We start from the raw sequence: 17,018 nt of genomic DNA on the forward strand, positions 1-17,018 counted from the left end.
CGTACCGCGTTCGCGGTAGCGCGCCGGCGCTCAGGGCATGGCCAGCCGCAAGCGCACGCAGGTGCCAGGCTGCAGCGGCTCGATCTCCAGCGCCGCATGCATGCGGCTGGCGCGCGCGCGCATGTTGGCCAGGCCGCGCGACGCCGGCCCGGGTTCGCCCGTGAAGCCGCGGCCGTCGTCCCGCAGTTCGAGGCGCAGCGTGCCTTCGTGCAGCGCGAGGCGCACCTCCACATGCCGCGCCTGGGCGTGCTTGAGCACGTTGGTCAGGGCCTCCTGGGCGATGCGCAACAGGCCCAGCGCCGTCGGGGCGGGCAGGGCGATGGCCGGGAGGTCGGCCTGCGCCTGCCACCGGCTCGCGACGCCTGCGTCGCGCAGCTGCCCTTCCCAGCGGAAGCGGAAGCTGCCCCAGGCTTCCAGGAAGTCGTCGCCGTCGGGGCTCATGGCCTCCAGCACCAGGCGCATGTCGACGATGCACGCCCGCAGCGCGTCCCCTACCTGCGGCGCGGCCAGTTCGCCGCGCTCCACGCGCGACAGCGTCACGAACAGCTGCGAGCCCAGCCCGTCGTGCAGGTCGCGCATGATGCGCTGCCGCTCGTCGTCGGCCGCGCGCCGCCGCTCCAGCTGGCGCAGGCGCTGGTGGTTGTCCTCCAGCTGGCGCGTGCGCTGCGCCACCCTTTCCTCCAGCAGCGCGTTGGCCCGCTGCAGTTCCTCGTGCGCCACTGCCAGCTCCCCGAAGAGGCGCGCGTTGGCGATCGCGATGGCCGCCTGCGCCGCGAGCACGCGCGCCACCGCGGCGCGCTCCGGAGTGAAGCAGCCGGCATGCAGCTCGTTTTCCAGGTACAGCGCGCCCAGCGTGCCGCCCGCCGCCACCACCGGCACGCACAGCACCGAGACGGCGGTGTGGCTGGCCCAGCGCAGGCACGGGCCGTGCGCCGGCTCGGCTCGCGCGTCGGCCAGCACCGCCTCGCCGCCTGCGCGCACCGAGCGCAGCAGGCCCTGCGGCAGCGCCGTCTGCTCCAGCGCGGCGCCGGCCCGGTTCTCCAGGCGGGCACCGGCCTCGGCCCGCTCGGCCGCGAGTTTCATGCCGCCGCCCTCGTCCAGCAGCAGCGCCCCGTAGCGGGCGCCGGCGTTCTCCATCGCATGCTGCAGCAGCTGGCCGGCGGCGACCGCGATCTCCAGTTCGGCGCTGATGGCCTGCGAAGCCTTGATCAGCGTGGCGGCGTCCAGCGGCAGGGCGCGCTGCGGCGCGGCGCCGGGCCTGGCAAACGCGGGCAGCGCGGCCTCCAGTTCGCGCAGCATCGCGGTGCAGCCCCAGTGCGCGAACAGCTCGTGCGCCAGCTCCATGGCCTGGCGCAGGTCTTCGGGCCGGCCGGCGCGTGCGCTGTGGCGCGCCCAGCGATGAGCGACGATGGCGGCGTCGCCGGCGAAGCCGTTGTCGCGCCCCAGGCGCACGCTCTCGGCGAAGAGCGCGCCGGCTTCTTCCCGCCCAGCCAGCGCGGCCAGTTCGGCCCGCAGCGAAACGACGCGGTGCGCGTGGTTGGCGGGGCAGTGCCGCTCCCAGTGGCGCAGCTTCTCCAGGTGGCGGCGGATCAGGCGGCGCGACGCGGCCGATGGCCGGGTGCGCAGGCGCTCGGCGTGCAGCAGGGCCTCGAACCAGTGCGCCAACGGCGTCGAGAAGTTGCCCGCCATGCGGTGCAGGTTGCGCCGCACGCGTTCGCCGCAGGCCACCACGTCGTCGCCGAAATGGCCGGCCGTGACGTTGAGCATGACGGCCAGCTGGTCGTGGATCAGGTCGAAGATGGGGTCGTGCGGCAGCACGCGGCCATCGGCACGCACGCGCCGCAGCGGCGCGATGGGACCGGCCAGCCCCGGGCCGCGCAGCAGGCCCAGCAGCCAGGCGAAGGTGTCGCAGCAATCGAGCACCAGGTCGTTGCCGTGGCGCAGGCCGAATGCGCGCGCCTCGTCCAGCGCCTCCTGCACCGCCGCCAGCGACTGCATCGCGTTCCAGATCACGCCCACGTGCATGGACACGGCGTAGCCCGCGATCTCGAAGTTGCCGCTGCGCTCGCCTTGCTCGAAGCATTGGCGCAACCCCGGCGCCGTGCGCAGCACGGGCGTCTTCCAGTGCATGACGTAGAACAGGTGGTTGAAGCTCATGCTGTGGGTGCCGAAGCGCTCTCCCAGCCGCACCGACAGTTCGCCCAGCTGGTGGCCGGTGGCGATGTCGCCGAAAACGCCGGACAGCACGTGTCCCGCCACCGCGATCGGCTGCCAGGACCATGGCGTCAGGCCCTTCTGCAGCGACAGCCGCGCCCCCGCCAGCCCCAGCACCGCGTAAGCCGGCGAGGCCAGTGTGTGCGCGACGTTGATGGTGGCGAAGATCAGCCGCTGCAGTTGAAGGTGGCGCGGGTCCTCGCTGGCCGGCGCGCCGGTCCAGGCCGCGATCGGCCGCCCGCGCAGCAGCAGTTTCAGGCGCAGCAGGTGCCACAGCGTGGCCGCCGTGGCGCGGTCCTCCCGCAGCGGCATGCCCAGCCGCGTCAGCGCCGCCAGGCCGTAGGTCAGCGCCTCCTGGGCGCGGTCCTGCGCGATCAGCCAGTGCACGTGCAACTCGTCGCTGCGCGCCCGCTCCAGGTCTCCGGTCGCCAGCGCCCGCGCCTGCTCGAGACATTCGCGGCAGCCGGCCAGGTCGCGTTCCAGCAGCAGGGCGTCGGCCGCGTCGTGCAGCAGCGCGACGCGCTGCGCCGCGCTCACGCCGCCTTCGGCCGGCAGCACCGCGAGCGCCGCGCGCATCAGGGCCGCGTAGGGCCGGAAGCCGGCGCTCGCGCGCGCCTGCAGCGCGGCGCGGTGGTCCAGCCGTGCGAGCGCGGTGCGCTCCTGCGCATCCAGCAGCGGCGCGGCCAGGTTCAGGTGGCGGCAAGCCTCGAACAGGTCTTGCGGCGCGGCCGCCGCCTGCAGGGCGCGGCCGATGCGCAGGTGCCAGTGCAGGCGTTGCGGCTGCGGAACCAGTTCGTAGGCGGCCTGCTGCAGGCGGTCGTGCGTGAAGCGCCAGCGGCCCGGCGCGCCTTCGGCTTCCAGCAGGCTTTCCTGCTGGGCGCTGCGCAACAGTTCGCGCAGCGCGTCGACGGGCGTGCCGCCGACAGCCGCCAGCACCGTCTCGTCGAAGCTCGCGCCCAGCGCGGCGGCCAGGCCCAGTGTCGCGGCGGGCGCGTCGCCCAGCGCGCGCATGCGGCCGCTGGCGGCCTGCAACGCGGACTCGGGCAGGGCCTCGCCGCGCGCCGCCGCCGCGTCCAGCCGCCAGCGCGCATCGGCCTCCGGCACGAGCTGGCCGCGCAGGACCATCGCGTCGAGCAGCTGGCCGAGGAACAGGGGATTGCCACCGCTGCGTACGGCGAGGTAGGCCACCGTGGCGGCGGCGTCGGTGAAGCCGCCGGGGAGCGCCAGCTGCAGCCAGTGCAGCAGGGCGTCGCTGTCCAGCGCCGGCAGCACGCAGCGCTGCAGGGCCGGCGCCGGCTGGCTGCCGGCGAGCGCCTCGCCTTCGATCGGCACGCCGGTGTCGCTGCGCTCGCCAAGCAGCAGCAGGACGCAGCGCACCGCCCGGTCCGACAGCGCGGCGAGGAGGAGGGGGAGGGTTTCGCCGTCTCGCCACTGCACGTCATCCACGAACAGCACCAGCGGGCGTTGCCGGCCCAGCGCCCCCAGAGCCCCGGACAAGGCTTGCACCAGCCGCTGGCGCGCCTGCGCCGGCGGCATCTCCGCCGCGGCCGCCGGCACGCCCATCGTTGCGGCCCATTCGGGCGAGAGCGCTGCCAGCGCGGCGCCTTCGGGCCCGGCAGCCTCGGCGACACGGCGTGCGGCGTCCGGCGCTTCGCGCAGCGCGCGCCCCAGCACCCGCAACAGCTGCGCCAGAGCCGCGAACGGCCCGCCGGAGCCGAACTGGTCGAACTTGCCGTGCGCCACCCAGGCGCCCTGCGCCTGTGCCTCCCCCAGCAGGTGGGTCGCCAGGGCGGACTTGCCGATGCCCGATGGGCCCGCCAGCACGAGGGCCTCGACCGCGCCGGCGCGCGCGCGCGCCAACGCCTGCGCCAGCATCTGGCGTTGCGGTTCGCGTCCCACCAGCACGCGCGGCAGGGTGAAGCGGGCGCGCGGGGCCTGCAGCGCGAGCCCGGCGAGCGGGCGCTGCGCGACCAGCGCGTCCAGGCAGCGCCGCAGGTCCTCCGCGACCACGCGCGCCGAAGCGGGGCGATGCGCGGGCGGCTTGGCCAGCAGTGCATGCACCAGTTCCGCCAGCGCGGGCGGCACCTCGGGACGCAGCCGGCCCAGGTCCTGCGGTTCCTGCGCCGCATGTGCGTGGATCCAGCCCAGCGCATCCGCGGCTTCGAAGGGCAGGCGGCCCGCGAGCAACTGGTAGGCCATGAGACCCAGGAGGTAGAGATCGGTGCGGGCGTCGGGCCGGGCGGCGCTGCGGCCGCTCTGCTCCGGCGCGCTGAAGCGGAAATCGTCGCGCGTATCGCCGTCGGGCATTGCGGCCGCCTCTTCGCCGCCGACGGCTTCGGCCGCCAGCAGGCGGGCGCGCGGCAGCGGGGCGAGCATCACCCGCACGCAGCCGGGGCGCAGGCGCAGGTGCAGCACGCGCACGCGGTGCAGGCCGTCGAGCGCCTGCGCCAAGTCCAGCAGCAGGCGCAGCGCCACGCCCAAGGGCGGCTGCGGCGCGCCGGCCAGCCATTCGTCCAGGAAGAGTCCTTCGTCGGCCTCCACCACCCAGGTGACGCCGGCGGCGGACTGCAGCCATTGCAGCGGGGCGCCGCTGGCACCGGCGGCGCGCAGCCGGTCGGCGGCTGCGCGGTTGGCCGCGCAGGCCGCGGCGTCCAGGCCGGCGCGGTGCCACAGCATGACGGGCCGGCCTTCGGCGCGTGCCGAAGCGACCAGCAGGCCAGGGGTTTCGCGCAGTGGTTCCACCGCTTCGAACCGGTTCGACAGGGCCGTCAGCATGCGCATGCTCCTTGGGGGCCCGGCTTGGTCGAAACGGCCCGCGCCAGTATATTGACCCGACGCGCGGCGACGCTGCGAGGGGAGCGCTTCGAATGGGGGAAGACAATGCACCGTGGCCGCGCTTTCGCGGCAATCCCGCCCAGACCGGGCGCGTGGCCTTCCAGGGCCAGCCCGGCGCGCGCGGCTGGACCTACCCGCCGAAAGAAGCGGCGGATCGGCCCGGCAACGCGGCGCGCGGCATCTTCAACTCGCCGGTGATCGAAGCCGGCGGCACGATCTGGTCGGGCGACGGCGCGGGGCGGCTGCTGGCGCTGTCCCCGCAGCGCGACCTGCTCGCCAAGCAGGATCTGCCGCACCTGATCGACACCACCCCGCTGCTGGCCGACGACGGGCTCTACCTCTCCTGCGGTGACGGCTGGATCTACCACCGGCGCAAGGGCGCCACCGAGGCCACGCGCTGGTTCCAGGCGGCGCGGCCCACCGACGCCTTCATCAACTGGTTCGAAGGCCACCTGGCGCTGGACGCCCGCGGCCGCGTTGTCGCCCCTTGCGACAACCGCCGCCTCTACCTCGTCGAGCGCGGCGAGCCCGCCACCTTCTGGGACTTCGCGCTGGACGACCAGGGCTGGTCGCTGCCCTGCGTGAACCGGCACGGCCAGATGTTCTTCGGCAACAACGCCATGCGCATGGCGGGCGACCCGATCCCGCGGCCCAACCTGTTCGGCGTGGACGCGGGCGATCGCACCTTCTGGCGCTACGAAACCGGCGGCAGCGTCGTCGCCAGCCCCCTGTGGGGCCAGGGCGACTGGCTGTACGCGGGCTCGTTCGACGGCACGCTGTACGCCTTCGATTTCAGCGGCGGCAAGCTGCCGGGCGCGCCGGCGTGGACGCTGCAGACCCGCGACCACCTGTACGCGAGCCCGGCGCAGCTGTCCAGCGGCACCGTGATCCAGGCCGGCTGCGACGGCAGCGTCTACGCCCTGCATCCCTTCAGCGGCGAGGTGCTGTGGCAGTACGACACGAGCCCGCTCAATCCGTTGCGCTCGTCTCCCGCCGTCGATGCGGCGAACCGCATCTGGCTGGGCACCGGTGATGGCCACCTTCTGGTGCTGGGCCCGGATGGCAGGCGCCTGCATGCGTTCCCCCTGCCGGTGCCCGGGCCGCGCAAGGCGGTGAACGCGTCGCCGGCCCTGGCGCCGGCCGGCGTGGTCATCGGCGATTCGGAAGGCGCGCTGCACCACCTGCCGTGGCCCGCCACGGCCGCGGTGGAGCAGGAAGAACAGGCGCAAGGGCCGATCCTGCGGCCGGAAGCCTTCCTGCTGCCCACCGACGTGTGGGGCGTCAGCCGGCGCGGCCACCCGGGCGCCGTGCGCTGCGGCCAGACCCTTTGCTTCACGCTGGATGCGCGCATGCCCGGGCCCGGCGGTTCGAGCCAGGCGACGCTGGGCCTGCTGCAGGACGTGCGTGCCTTGCCGGAAAAACGCTGGGAAGTGGCGCTCTCGGGTGACCGCCGCTACGTGCTGCTGCGTCCGCGCGACGCGCAGCCCGGCGAGGAACTGGCGCTGGAACTGCAGGCCGACTGGGTGGTGCAACCGCAGCGGCAGGGGCTGCGCATGGAAGCCGGGTACCGCGCCGGCACGGTCCGGAACGTGTGGATCGTGCCGGTGCTGCCCGGCGACGGTGCTCCCCCGGCGCTGCCGCCGGCCCACCTCTGGCTGCAGCGCATCGTGATGGCCTTGCCCGGCCTGATGCCCAGCTACAACCAGATCGGTTTCGAAACCCTGGTCTACGCCATCACGCAGGTCACCGCGCTGGGACAGGACCGGTGGCTCTACTGGCTGACCGGATGCCAGGTGAACGCGAACCCGGACGTGGCGACGCGGGTGCGCTTTCCGCTGGTGGCGCGCTACGACAGCGCGAGCGGCATGCTCGCGCTGGAGGGCCACGAAGTGGTGTCCGAACTGAACGGCTTCACCACCCACATGAAGCACTTCGGCCTGACCTGCTGGCTGGATGCCGCCGGCCGGCCCGGGCCCGAGCCGTGCCTGCGCATCAGCTATTTCCCTGCCGGCGTGGAGTTCTACGGCCCTTTCCTCGAAGGCCTGGGCATGGGCAGCGCGGACCGCCCCATCGAAGTGCTGGGCAGCGGCGACATGCGAGTGAACCACCCGCAGGAAGAGGTGCCCGGCTTGCAGGCCACCTGCACCGTGCAGGACGGCCAGGTGACTGCGCGCTGCCGCGCCGCGACCTCGCTGGGCCAGGCCTGCCTGTCGCTGGCGCTGCTCGACGACAGCGGCGTGCCGGTCTCCACCGACTACAGCAACGAACTGGCGCGGACGCTGGACGGCGACGACACGGTGCTGACGTTGCGCCGGTCGCAGGGCACGGCGTGGCCGGCGCGGTTCTCGGTCTGGCTGGTCGCCAACAGCCAGGCGCTGCGGCTGGCCTGACTACAGCAGGCCCTGCATCCGCGCCTCGTACACCGCTTCGCCGCGGGAGTGCACGGCCAGCTTGCGATAGATGCGCTTGACGTGGGTGACCACGGTGTGCGGTGAGATGGCCAGCACCTCGCCGATCTCGGCGAAGCCCAGGCCCTTGGCCACGAGGCGCAGGATGTCCGTCTCGCGCCGCGTCAGCGTGCCCTCGGCCGTGGCGCGCTCGGCGGAATGCGCGGTCGCGCAAGAGGCCGCCGCCGCGTCCCGGAACCGCTGCAGCACGCGCCGGGCGATGCCGGGGCTGATGGGCGCTCCGCCGGCGCGCACCTCCCGGATCGCTTCGGCGATGCGCTCCGTCAGGGCGTCCTTCATCAGGTACCCGGTCGCGCCCGCGGCGATGCTGTCGGTCACGTGCACGTCGTCGCCGAACATCGTCACCACGAGGACGTCGCAATCGGGCCGCCGCGCGACGGCGTGGCGGATCACCTCCACGCCGCTGCCGTCCGGCAGGCCCAGGTCGGTCAGCACGACATCCGGCGGGTCCGCGTCGATCAGCGCCTTGGCCGCGCCCACGCTGGCCACGGCGCCGTACAGGCGCAACGTCTCGTCGGCCGTCACGGCCTGAGAGAACCGGTGCAGGAAGGCCGACTCGTCCTCGACGATCAGCACACTGGCAGCCATGGCGGAACCTCCCGGATGGGAAGGCATTGTCACATCGCCCCCGGGGGCGAGGGGTACCGTCTTTGCGGGACGGCATGGGCTCAGCGCGGCGGGCTGCCCCCGAGCGAGCGAAGCAGCGGCCCCAGGATCTCCAGCGGCAGCGGGAACACGATGGTGGAGTTCTTGTCGGCCGCGATCACGGTCAGCGTCTCCAGGTAGCGCAGCTGCAGCGCCTGCGGCTGCCGCGACAGCACCTCGGCCGCCTCGGCCAGCTTGTGCGACGCCTGCAGCTCGCCTTCGGCGTGGATGACCTTGGCGCGGCGCTCGCGCTCGGCCTCGGCCTGCCGCGCGATGGCTCGCACCATGGTGTCGTTCAGGTCGACGTGCTTGATCTCGACGTTGGTGACCTTGATGCCCCACACGTCGGTCTGCGCGTCCAGGATCTTCTGCACGTCCAGGTTGAGGCGGTCGCGCTCGGACAGCAGGTCGTCCAGCTCGTGCTTGCCCAGCACGGCGCGCAGCGTGGTCTGCGCCAGCTGGCTGGTGGCTTCCAGGAAGCGCTCCACCTGGATGATGGCGCGCGCGGGATCCACCACGCGGAAGTAAAGCACCGCGCTCACCTTCACCGACACGTTGTCGCGCGTGATCACGTCCTGGCTGGGGATGTCCATCACCACCACGCGCAGGTCCACGCGCACCAGCTGCTGCAGGCCCGGGATGAGGATGACCAGGCCCGGCCCCTTCACCTTCCAGAAGCGGCCCAGCTGGAACACCACGCCGCGCTCGTACTCGCGCAGCACGCGCAGCGCGCTGGCCAGCACCACCGCCAGAAGCAGGACCACGAAGCCGATGCCGATGCCGCCCGCGATCATCGCGATGTCCCGTCCGTGCCGGCTCAGAGCGGCACGATCTCCAGCACGCCGTCATGCAGGCCGTGCACGCGCACGCGGTCGCCGGCATGCAGCTGGTCCGGCCCGCGCACCCGCCAGTGTTCGCCCTGCACCACGGCCCAGCCGGTGCCGCCGGCGTACTCCACCAGTTCGCCGCCGGCCCCCACCAGCGTCTGCGGTCCCGTGACCACCGGCCGCCGCCGGGTCCGCACGGCCAGCCCGCCCACAATGAGCAGGAAGGCGGCCGAGGCCGCCGTGAGCACGGCGATGAACGGCAGCGGGATGCCGTAGCCCGGCGAGTCGCTGTCGATCAGCATCACGCAGCCGAACGCGAACGCCACGATGCCGCCGAAGCCCACGACGCCAAAAGTCGGCAGGTACGCCTCGGCCACCAGGAACGCGATGCCCAGCAGGATGAGCGCCAGCCCGGCGTAGTTGACCGGCAGCATGTGCAGCGAGAACAGCGCGAGCACCAGGCAGATGGCGCCGATGACGCCGGGCGCCACCAGGCCCGGGCTGCTGAACTCGAACGCGAGGCCGTAGACCCCGGCCATCATGAGCAGCAATGCAAGGCTGGGATTGGTGATGACCGACAGCAGCCGGCTGCGCCAGTCCTGGTCGAAGGCGACGACGGGCGCGCCGCGGGTCTGCAGGCGCTGGACGGTGGCGCCCATCTGCAGCTCGCGGCCGTCGAGCTTCTGCAGCAGGTCGGGCACGTCGGTCGCGACCAGGTCCACGACCTTCAGCTGGATCGCCTCCGGTGCCGACAGGCTGGCCGCGTCGCGCACGGCTTTCTCGGCCCAGTCGGCATTGCGGCCGCGCAGTTGCGCGAGCCCGCGGATGTAGGCCGCCGCATCCGAAATGCGCTTGGCCGCAAGCGCGTCGCCCGCTTCGGCGGCCGACGGCCCGCTGGCGCTGGGGAACGGGGCGGACGCAGCCGGCCGTGGCGCGGTGCCGCCGCCGGACGGCAAGCCGATGGCCACAGGCGTCGCCGCGCCCAGCGTGCTGGCCGGCGTCATCGCGGCGACGTGGCTGGCGTAGAGGATGTACGTGCCGGCACTCGCGGCCCGGGCGCCGCCGGGCGCCACGAAGGTGGCCACCGGCACGGACGAGGACAGGATGTCCTTGATCATCCCGCGCATCGCGGTGTCCAGGCCGCCGGGCGTGTCGAGCTGCAGCACCAGCAGCTGCGCGTGCTCACGTTGCGCGAGGGCCAGGCCGCGGTGCAGGTAGTCCTCGCTGGCGGGACCGATCGCGCCATCCACCTCGAGCACCACGACTGCGCGTTGGGCAGGCGCCTGCGCGCTTGCGCCGGTGAAGACGCAGAGGACGAGAAAGCACAGCAGGCAACGAAGCGCACGGCTCATGAAACCAGTCTAGGCGGCACTCGACCGTCGTCAATGCGATTTGCATCCTGGTTTGCTCCTGGGAGCCTGGCAGCTGGGCCGTTGGCGCGCAGCCCGGCCGTGCGTTCGTCAGCGCTTTTCCGGTGGCAGGTCGCCCAGTTCCGCAAGCAACGCCGCGTGCACCTGCGGGTCGACCGGCTGGTGGTGCTTGCGGGTGCCGGCCGGGCGCTCACCCAGCCACGCGTGCCCGACCCAGCGCTTCGAAGGGCGGATGGGGCGGGGGACAAAGCCGCCGCCGCAGTTGGGGCAGGCGCCGCGCAGCACCTGGTCGACGCAATCCGCGCAGAAGGTGCATTCGAAGGAGCAGATGCGCGCTTCGGCCGAAGCGGGCGGCAGCGGCTTGTCGCAGTGTTCGCAGGACGGGCGAAGTTCGAGCATGGGGGGCCTCCTGCCGCCAATGGTAGGAGAGCCCCCCGGACAGATTCCGCCAAACTCCAGCCGGTCCCCGCCTTCGCGGGGACTCCGGTCTCTCGCGCGGCTTACGCCGGCTCGGCGACCTTCGGCTGTCCCAGCGCGCGCAGCACATCCCGCACCATCTGCGCGCGGTCCTTCGGCTCCTTCAGCTCGCGCTCGATGCGCAGCTTCTCGTTGCCGGCCAGCTTGATGTGGCGGTTCTTCTGCACCAGCTCGATGATGCGCAGCGAATCGATCGGCGGATTGGGCCGGAAGGTGATGTGGGTCACGCCGGGCGCCGCGTCCACCTTCACCACGCCGTAGGGCCGCGCCAGCACGCGCAGGCGGTGCACGTCGATGAGGTTCTGCGCCTGCAGCGGCAGCTTGCCGAAGCGGTCGACGATCTCCTCCAGCAGCGAATCGATCTGGTCGGTGTTCTTCGCGCTGGCCAGCTTCTTGTAGAACGACAGCCGCAGGTGCACGTCGCCGCAGTAGTCGCCGGGCAGCAGCGCGGGCGCGTGCAGGTTGATGTCCGTGGTGGCCGAGAGCGGCGACAGCAGGTCGGGCTCCTTGCCCGCCTTCAATGAACGCACGGCTTCCGAGAGCATCTCGTTGTACAGCTGGAAGCCGACTTCCAGCATGTTGCCGCTCTGGTTCTCGCCCAGCACCTCGCCCGCGCCGCGGATCTCCAGGTCGTGCATGGCCAGGTAGAAGCCGGAGCCGAGTTCCTCCATCTGCTGGATCGCGTCCAGCCGCTGCTCGGCGTGCTTGGTCAGGCTCTCCTTGTCCGGGACCATCAGGTAGGCATAGGCCTGGTGGTGGCTGCGGCCCACGCGGCCGCGCAGCTGGTGCAGCTGCGCCAGGCCGAACTTGTCGGCGCGGCTGATGACGATGGTGTTGGCGGTCGGCACGTCGATGCCGGTCTCGATGATGGTGGAGCACAGCAGCACGTTGAAGCGCTGCGCGACGAAATCGCGCATCACGCGTTCCAGCTCGCGCTCGGGCATCTGACCGTGCGCCACCGCGATGCGCGCTTCGGGCAGCAGCTGCTCCAGGCGCTCGCGCCGGTTCTCGATGGTTTCCACCTCGTTGTGCAGGAAGTAGGCCTGGCCGCCGCGCTTCAATTCGCGCAGCACGGCTTCGCGGATGACGCCGTTGCCTTCGTTGCGCACGAACGTCTTGATGGCCAGGCGGCGCTGCGGCGCGGTGGCGATGACGGACAGATCACGCAGGCCTTCCAGCGCCATGCCCAGCGTGCGCGGGATGGGCGTGGCGGTGAGCGTCAGCACATCCACCTCGGCGCGCAGCGCCTTCATCGCTTCCTTGTGGCGCACGCCGAAGCGGTGCTCCTCGTCGATGATGAGCAGGCCCAGGTTCTTGAACTTGATCGACGGCGACAGCAGCTTGTGCGTGCCCACCACGATGTCGACGCTGCCGTCGGCCAGGCCCTTGGCCGCCGCGGTGATCTCCTTCTGCGAGCGGAAGCGGCTCATCTCGGCCACCTTCACCGGCCACTTGGAGAAGCGGTCCACCAGCGTCTGGTAGTGCTGCTCGGCCAGCAGCGTCGTCGGCGCGAGGAAGGCCACCTGCTTGCCGCCCGTCACCGCGATGAACGCGGCGCGCAGCGCCACCTCGGTCTTGCCGAAGCCCACGTCGCCGCACACCAGCCGGTCCATGGGCCGCGGCGAGATCATGTCCTGGATCACCGCGTGGATGGCCGCGTTCTGGTCCGCCGTCTCGTCGAAGCCGAAGTCGTTGGCGAACGTCTCGTAGTCCTGCGGCGAGAAGCGGAAGGCGAAGCCTTCGCGCGCAGCGCGGCGGGCGTAGATGTTCAGCAGCTCGGCTGCGGTGTCGCGCACCTGCTCTGCCGCCTTGCGCTTGGCTTTCTCCCATTGGCCCGAGCCCAGCTTGTGCAGCGGCGCCTCGTCGGCCGACACGCCGGTGTAGCGGCTGATCTGGTGCAACTGGCTCACAGGCACGTACAGCGTGGCCTTGTCGGCGTATTCCAGGTGCAGGAACTCGGTGTTGCCCTGGCCCAGGTCCATGTTGACCAGGCCCTTGTAGCGGCCGATGCCGTGCTGCGCGTGCACCACCGGGTCGCCGACGTTCAGCTCCGACAGGTCCTTGATCAGCGCTTCGACGTCGCTGACCTGTTCCTGCTTGCGGCGGCGGCGCGTGGTGGCGCCGGCGGCGAACAGCTCCGTCTCGGTGACGAAGTCCAGGCCGGCTTCCATCCACTGGAAGCCTTCGACAAGGGCGGCCGCCGCGATGCCCACTTTTTCGTCGGACGACTGGAACTCTTCGAGCGAGTCGAACGCGGGCGGCGAGACGTGGCTGGCGCGCAGGAAGTCGAGCAGGCTTTCGCGCCGGCCCGCGCTTTCGGCCAGCACCAGCACCCGGTGCGCGGTGGAGGCGAGATGGCGCTTGAACCTGTCCAGCGGTTCTTCGGCGCCGCGGACGACCGACAGGTCGGGCAGCTTCTGGAACAGCGCGCTGTCTGCCACGTCCTGCGCGCCGGGCCGCAGCGACAGCTGCGCCTGCTCGTTCGCGCGCGCGAAGAACTGCTCGATGGTGAGGAACAGCGCCTCGGGCGGCAGCAGCGGCCGTTCGGGGTCGCCCTGCAGCAGGCGGTAGCGATCGCGCGTGTCCTGCCAGAAGCGCTGGAACGCGGGCTCCAGCTCGCCGTGCAGCACCAGCGTGGCCTGCGGGCCCAGGTAGTCGAAGACGGTGGCGGTGTCGTCGAAGAAGAGCGGCAGGTAGTACTCGATGCCCGACGTCGCGACGCCGTTGCCCATGTCCTTGTAGATGCGGCTCTTGGTCGGGTCGCCTTCCAGCAGCTCGCGCCAGCGGCTGCGGAATTTCGCCCGCGCCTCGTCGTCCATCGGAAACTCGCGGCCGGGCAGCAGGCGCACTTCGGGCACCGGGTACAGGCTGCGCTGCGAGTCGGGATCGAAGGTGCGGATGGAATCGATCTCGTCGTCGAACAGGTCCACGCGGTAGGGCACCGACGAGCCCATGGGGAACAGGTCGATCAGGCCGCCGCGCACGGCGTACTCGCCGGGGCTGACGACCTGCGTGACGTGGTTGTAGCCGGCCAGCGTGAGCTGCGCCTTCAGCTTGCTCTCTTCCAGCTTCTGCTTGACCGCGAACTGGAACGTGTAGCCGGCGAGGAAGGAGGGCGGCGCCACGCGGTACAGCGCGGTGGTGGCCGGCACGATGACCACGTCGGCCTCGCCCTGCGAGATGCGCCACAGCGTCGCCAGCCGCTCGCTGATCAGGTCCTGGTGCGGCGAGAAGGTGTCATAGGGCAGCGTCTCCCAGTCCGGGAACAGGCAGCAGCGCAGGTCGGGGCAGAAGAAGGCCAGCTCGTCCAGCAGCCGCTGCGCGTCGGACGCTGACGCGGTGACGATCGCGGTGGGGTGGCCCGCGGCTTTTTCGCGCTCGGCCAGCCGGGCGAGCAGCAGCGCATCGGCGGAGCCGGGCGGGCGGGGCAGCGCGAAGCGCTTGCCGGGGGACAGCTTGGGAAGGTCCATTCTCGTTTTTGCAAATGCAAACACCCCTCACGGCGCGGCGGAGGGGTGTGCACGGATTCTAGAATGGCCCACTTCCGCATGGCTGCTCATCCACCGAATGCCCCCGCAAGACTGCACGCGCTGATCCCGGCGGCGGGCACGGGCAGCCGCGCCGGCACGGCGCAGCCCAAGCAGTACGAGCCCCTGGCGGGCCGCGCGCTGGTGCTGCACACGCTGGAAGCGCTGGGAGGTGTCTCGCGGCTGGCGTCCATCCTGGTCGTAGTGTCGTCCGGCGATTCGCTCATGCCGCGTGGTGCAGGCTGGCAGGTGGCCGCCTGTGGCGGCGACACGCGTGCCGCATCGGTGGGCAACGGCCTGGCCGAACTGCAGGCGCGGGGCGCGGGCGAAGACGACTGGGTGCTGGTGCACGACGCCGCGCGCTGCCTGGTGACACCCGCGCAGGTGGACCGATTGATCGACGAGTGCCTGGCCGACGAAGTGGGCGGCCTGCTGGCAGTGCCGCTGGCCGATACGCTGAAGGCCGCGCAGGACGGCCGCGCCACGCAGACGCTGCCGCGCGAAGGCAAGTGGCTGGCGCAGACGCCGCAGATGTTCCGCCTGGGCGTGCTGCGGCGCGCGCTGGCGCAGGCGGGCGCGGGCGTGACCGACGAAGCGTCCGCCATCGAGGCGTTGGGCCTGCGGCCCAGGCTGGTCGCGGGCAGCGCGCAGAATTTCAAGGTGACCTGGCCCGAGGATTTCGCCTTGGCGCAGGCCGTACTGGAGAGCAGGAAGCGATGACGACGGCGATGCGGATCGGCGAGGGTTGGGACGTGCACGCGCTGGTGCCGGGGCGGCCGCTGGTGATCGGCGGCGTGGTGGTGCCCTATGACCGCGGCCTGCTGGGCCACTCGGATGCTGACGTGCTGCTGCACGCCATCACCGACGCGTTGCTCGGCGCAGCGGGTTTGGGCGACATCGGCCGCCATTTCCCCGACACCGACGCGAAGTTCAAGGGCGCCGATTCCATGCTGCTGCTGGAAGAGGCCGCGCGCCGCGTGGCCGCGCAAGGCTGGGCCGTCGCCAACGTGGACAGCACCGTGGTGGCGCAGGCGCCGCGGCTCGCCACGCACATCGACGCCATGCGCTCGCGCATCGCCAAGGGCCTGGGGCTGGAGCCCGCGCAGGTGAACGTGAAGGCGAAGACGGCTGAGAAGCTGGGCCCGGTGGGGCAGGGCCAGAGCATCGAGGCCCGGGCCGTGGTGCTGCTGGCGCAGCGGGCCGGCTAAGCCGCTTCCGCGCGGGCCAGCTGGCCCGCTTCCTCGCCGCCAAGAGTGGACTTGGGTTTCTGCAGCTTGATGTGCGCCGCCAGGCCGCCCGAAGTGGTGTTGGCCAGCGCGAAGATGCCGCCCATGCGCTGCACCGTCTTGTCGACGATGGCCAGGCCCAGGCCGGCGCCGGTGGCCGCGGTGCGCGCGGCGTCGCCGCGGAAGAAGGGCTTGATCAGGTTGGGCAGCGCCTCGGGCGCCACGCCCATGCCATGGTCGCGCACCTTCAGCAGCACCCACTCGTTGCGCTGCTTGGCCGCGATGTCCACCACCGCGATGCCGGTCTCGGGCGTCTTGCCGTAGCGGCGCGCGTTTTCCAGCAGGTTGGACACCACGCGCGCCAGTTCCACCTCGTCGGCCAGGACGAACAGGCTCTTGGGCACGTCGGTGTTGATGCGCATGTCGCCGTGGTCCTGCACCGCGTACACGCAGGCTTCGACCACTTCGCTGAGGTTCACCGGCTTCAGCTCCGCATGGTCGGGGCGGGCGTAGTCCAGGAACTTGTCGATGATGGCGTCGAGCTGGTCGATGTCCGACGCCATGTGCTCGCGCGCCTCCTGGTCGGCCACGCTCATCTCGGTTTCCAGGCGAAGGCGCGCCAGCGGCGTGCGAAGGTCGTGCGAGATGCCGGCCAGCATCACGGCGCGGTCCTGCTCGATCTTGGCCAGCTGCTGCGCCATGCGGTTGAAGCCGATGTTCACCTCGCGGATCTCGCTGGTGACGGCCTTCTCGTCCAGGCGGCTGGCGTCGAAGTCGCCGTCGCGCACGCGGCTGGCGGCGAACGACAGCTGCTTGAGCGGGCGGTTGATCAGCCGCGCGATGAGCGCGGCGCCCGCCAGCGACAGGCCCGCCGCGGTGATCAGCCAGATCAGCCAGGTGCGGCCGCCCACGCGCGTGAAGCGGTTGCGGTCCATCAGCAGCCAGTAGGCGTCGGCGTCGATCTTGAAGCCGACCCAGAAGCCTTTTTCGGTGTTGACCGCGGAAGCGAGGATGGTGCCGGCGCCCAGGCGGGTGACCAGCTCTTCGGCCACGCGCTCGTCGAGCGAGGCGTTGTCGAAGACCACGTACACGTCGGTGGGCTTGGACGGCAGGATGCGCACGCCTTCCTGCTCGGCCAGTGTCTTGATCAGCGAGACGCGCGTGATGGGGTCGGAGTAGCGCAGCGCGGCGCGGCTGAGGTTGACCAGCGAAGCGATCTGCTGCGCCGTCTGCACCGCGCGCGGCTCGAATTCCAGCGCGCGGAAGGTCTGCAGCCACGCGACGATGGAGCCGATGAGCAGCAGCGACAGCAGGAAGAAGGTGCGCCAGAAGAGCGACAGGCCGACGCGGGGCCGCATTTCCAGCGGCGCCGGCGCTGTCTCCAGCGGTGCCGGCCCGGTCACGTTCATGCTCGTCGCCACGCCTCGAA

General features: G+C 71.8%; 10 protein-coding genes. 3 read left to right on the forward strand and 7 right to left on the reverse strand.

Features of this window, described 5'->3' with window-relative positions; translation table 11 throughout:
* Positions 1–30: 30 nt before the first annotated feature.
* Positions 31–4,989: an AAA family ATPase gene (locus EZ216_RS02085; protein ID WP_167772807.1), complete on the reverse strand. Its 4,959-nt coding sequence runs from the start codon at positions 4,987–4,989 to the stop codon at positions 31–33.
* Between the two features lie 92 nt (positions 4,990–5,081).
* On the opposite strand from EZ216_RS02085, the gene EZ216_RS02090 reads away from it, so the two are divergent.
* Entirely contained in the window at positions 5,082–7,439 is a 2,358-nt protein-coding gene (locus EZ216_RS02090) for an outer membrane protein assembly factor BamB family protein (protein ID WP_135247917.1), read from the forward strand.
* On the opposite strand, the gene EZ216_RS02095 is transcribed toward EZ216_RS02090, so the two are convergent.
* The 5 genes from EZ216_RS02095 to mfd form a co-directional block, all read right to left on the reverse strand.
* Complete coding sequence (locus EZ216_RS02095; RefSeq protein WP_135247918.1) at positions 7,440–8,105, reverse strand: response regulator; 666 nt, start codon at positions 8,103–8,105, stop codon at positions 7,440–7,442.
* A gap of 80 nt (positions 8,106–8,185) precedes the next feature.
* A complete protein-coding gene (locus EZ216_RS02100) occupies positions 8,186–8,956 on the reverse strand; it encodes a slipin family protein (protein ID WP_205959605.1) in 771 nt (256 codons plus the stop codon).
* A 23-nt stretch (positions 8,957–8,979) separates the two neighbouring features.
* Entirely contained in the window at positions 8,980–10,341 is a 1,362-nt protein-coding gene (locus tag EZ216_RS02105; protein ID WP_135247919.1) for an NfeD family protein, read from the reverse strand.
* Between the two features lie 108 nt (positions 10,342–10,449).
* On the reverse strand, positions 10,450–10,758 hold the full coding sequence (locus EZ216_RS02110; RefSeq protein WP_135247920.1) for a DUF1272 domain-containing protein: 309 nt from the start codon (positions 10,756–10,758) through the stop codon (positions 10,450–10,452).
* A gap of 101 nt (positions 10,759–10,859) precedes the next feature.
* On the reverse strand, positions 10,860–14,306 hold the full coding sequence (gene mfd, locus EZ216_RS02115; RefSeq protein WP_135247921.1) for a transcription-repair coupling factor: 3,447 nt from the start codon (positions 14,304–14,306) through the stop codon (positions 10,860–10,862).
* A 78-nt stretch (positions 14,307–14,384) separates the two neighbouring features.
* Between mfd and ispD the strand changes: the two genes are divergently transcribed.
* On the forward strand, positions 14,385–15,083 hold the full coding sequence (ispD, locus tag EZ216_RS02120) for a 2-C-methyl-D-erythritol 4-phosphate cytidylyltransferase (protein ID WP_239024252.1): 699 nt from the start codon (positions 14,385–14,387) through the stop codon (positions 15,081–15,083).
* Positions 15,080–15,571: a 2-C-methyl-D-erythritol 2,4-cyclodiphosphate synthase gene (gene ispF / locus EZ216_RS02125; protein ID WP_135247923.1), complete on the forward strand. Its 492-nt coding sequence runs from the start codon at positions 15,080–15,082 to the stop codon at positions 15,569–15,571. Before ispD ends, ispF begins: the two co-directional genes overlap by 4 nt.
* On the opposite strand, the gene EZ216_RS02130 is transcribed toward ispF, so the two are convergent.
* The gene (locus EZ216_RS02130; RefSeq protein ID WP_135247924.1) at positions 15,568–16,998 is read right to left on the reverse strand and encodes a sensor histidine kinase family protein; all 1,431 of its coding nucleotides are present in this window, start codon (positions 16,996–16,998) and stop codon (positions 15,568–15,570) included. The two genes, ispF and EZ216_RS02130, sit on opposite strands and share 4 nt — an antisense overlap.
* Positions 16,999–17,018: the final 20 nt, after the last annotated feature.

Source organism: Ramlibacter humi (assembly GCF_004681975.1).
Lineage (GTDB): Bacteria > Pseudomonadota > Gammaproteobacteria > Burkholderiales > Burkholderiaceae_C > Ramlibacter > Ramlibacter humi.

Bases quoted from the DNA above. Each gene is read 5' to 3' on its own strand.
- ispF (WP_135247923.1), top strand. From the start codon at position 15,080: ATGACGACGGCGATGCGGATCGGCGAGGGTTGGGACGTGCACGCGCTG.
- EZ216_RS02130 (WP_135247924.1), bottom strand. From the start codon at position 16,998: ATGAACGTGACCGGGCCGGCACCGCTGGAGACAGCGCCGGCGCCGCTG.
- ispD (WP_239024252.1), top strand. From the start codon at position 14,385: ATGGCTGCTCATCCACCGAATGCCCCCGCAAGACTGCACGCGCTGATC.
- EZ216_RS02105 (WP_135247919.1), bottom strand. From the start codon at position 10,341: ATGAGCCGTGCGCTTCGTTGCCTGCTGTGCTTTCTCGTCCTCTGCGTC.
- EZ216_RS02095 (WP_135247918.1), bottom strand. From the start codon at position 8,105: ATGGCTGCCAGTGTGCTGATCGTCGAGGACGAGTCGGCCTTCCTGCAC.
- EZ216_RS02085 (WP_167772807.1), bottom strand. From the start codon at position 4,989: ATGCTGACGGCCCTGTCGAACCGGTTCGAAGCGGTGGAACCACTGCGC.
- EZ216_RS02110 (WP_135247920.1), bottom strand. From the start codon at position 10,758: ATGCTCGAACTTCGCCCGTCCTGCGAACACTGCGACAAGCCGCTGCCG.
- mfd (WP_135247921.1), bottom strand. From the start codon at position 14,306: ATGGACCTTCCCAAGCTGTCCCCCGGCAAGCGCTTCGCGCTGCCCCGC.
- EZ216_RS02090 (WP_135247917.1), top strand. From the start codon at position 5,082: ATGGGGGAAGACAATGCACCGTGGCCGCGCTTTCGCGGCAATCCCGCC.
- EZ216_RS02100 (WP_205959605.1), bottom strand. From the start codon at position 8,956: ATGATCGCGGGCGGCATCGGCATCGGCTTCGTGGTCCTGCTTCTGGCG.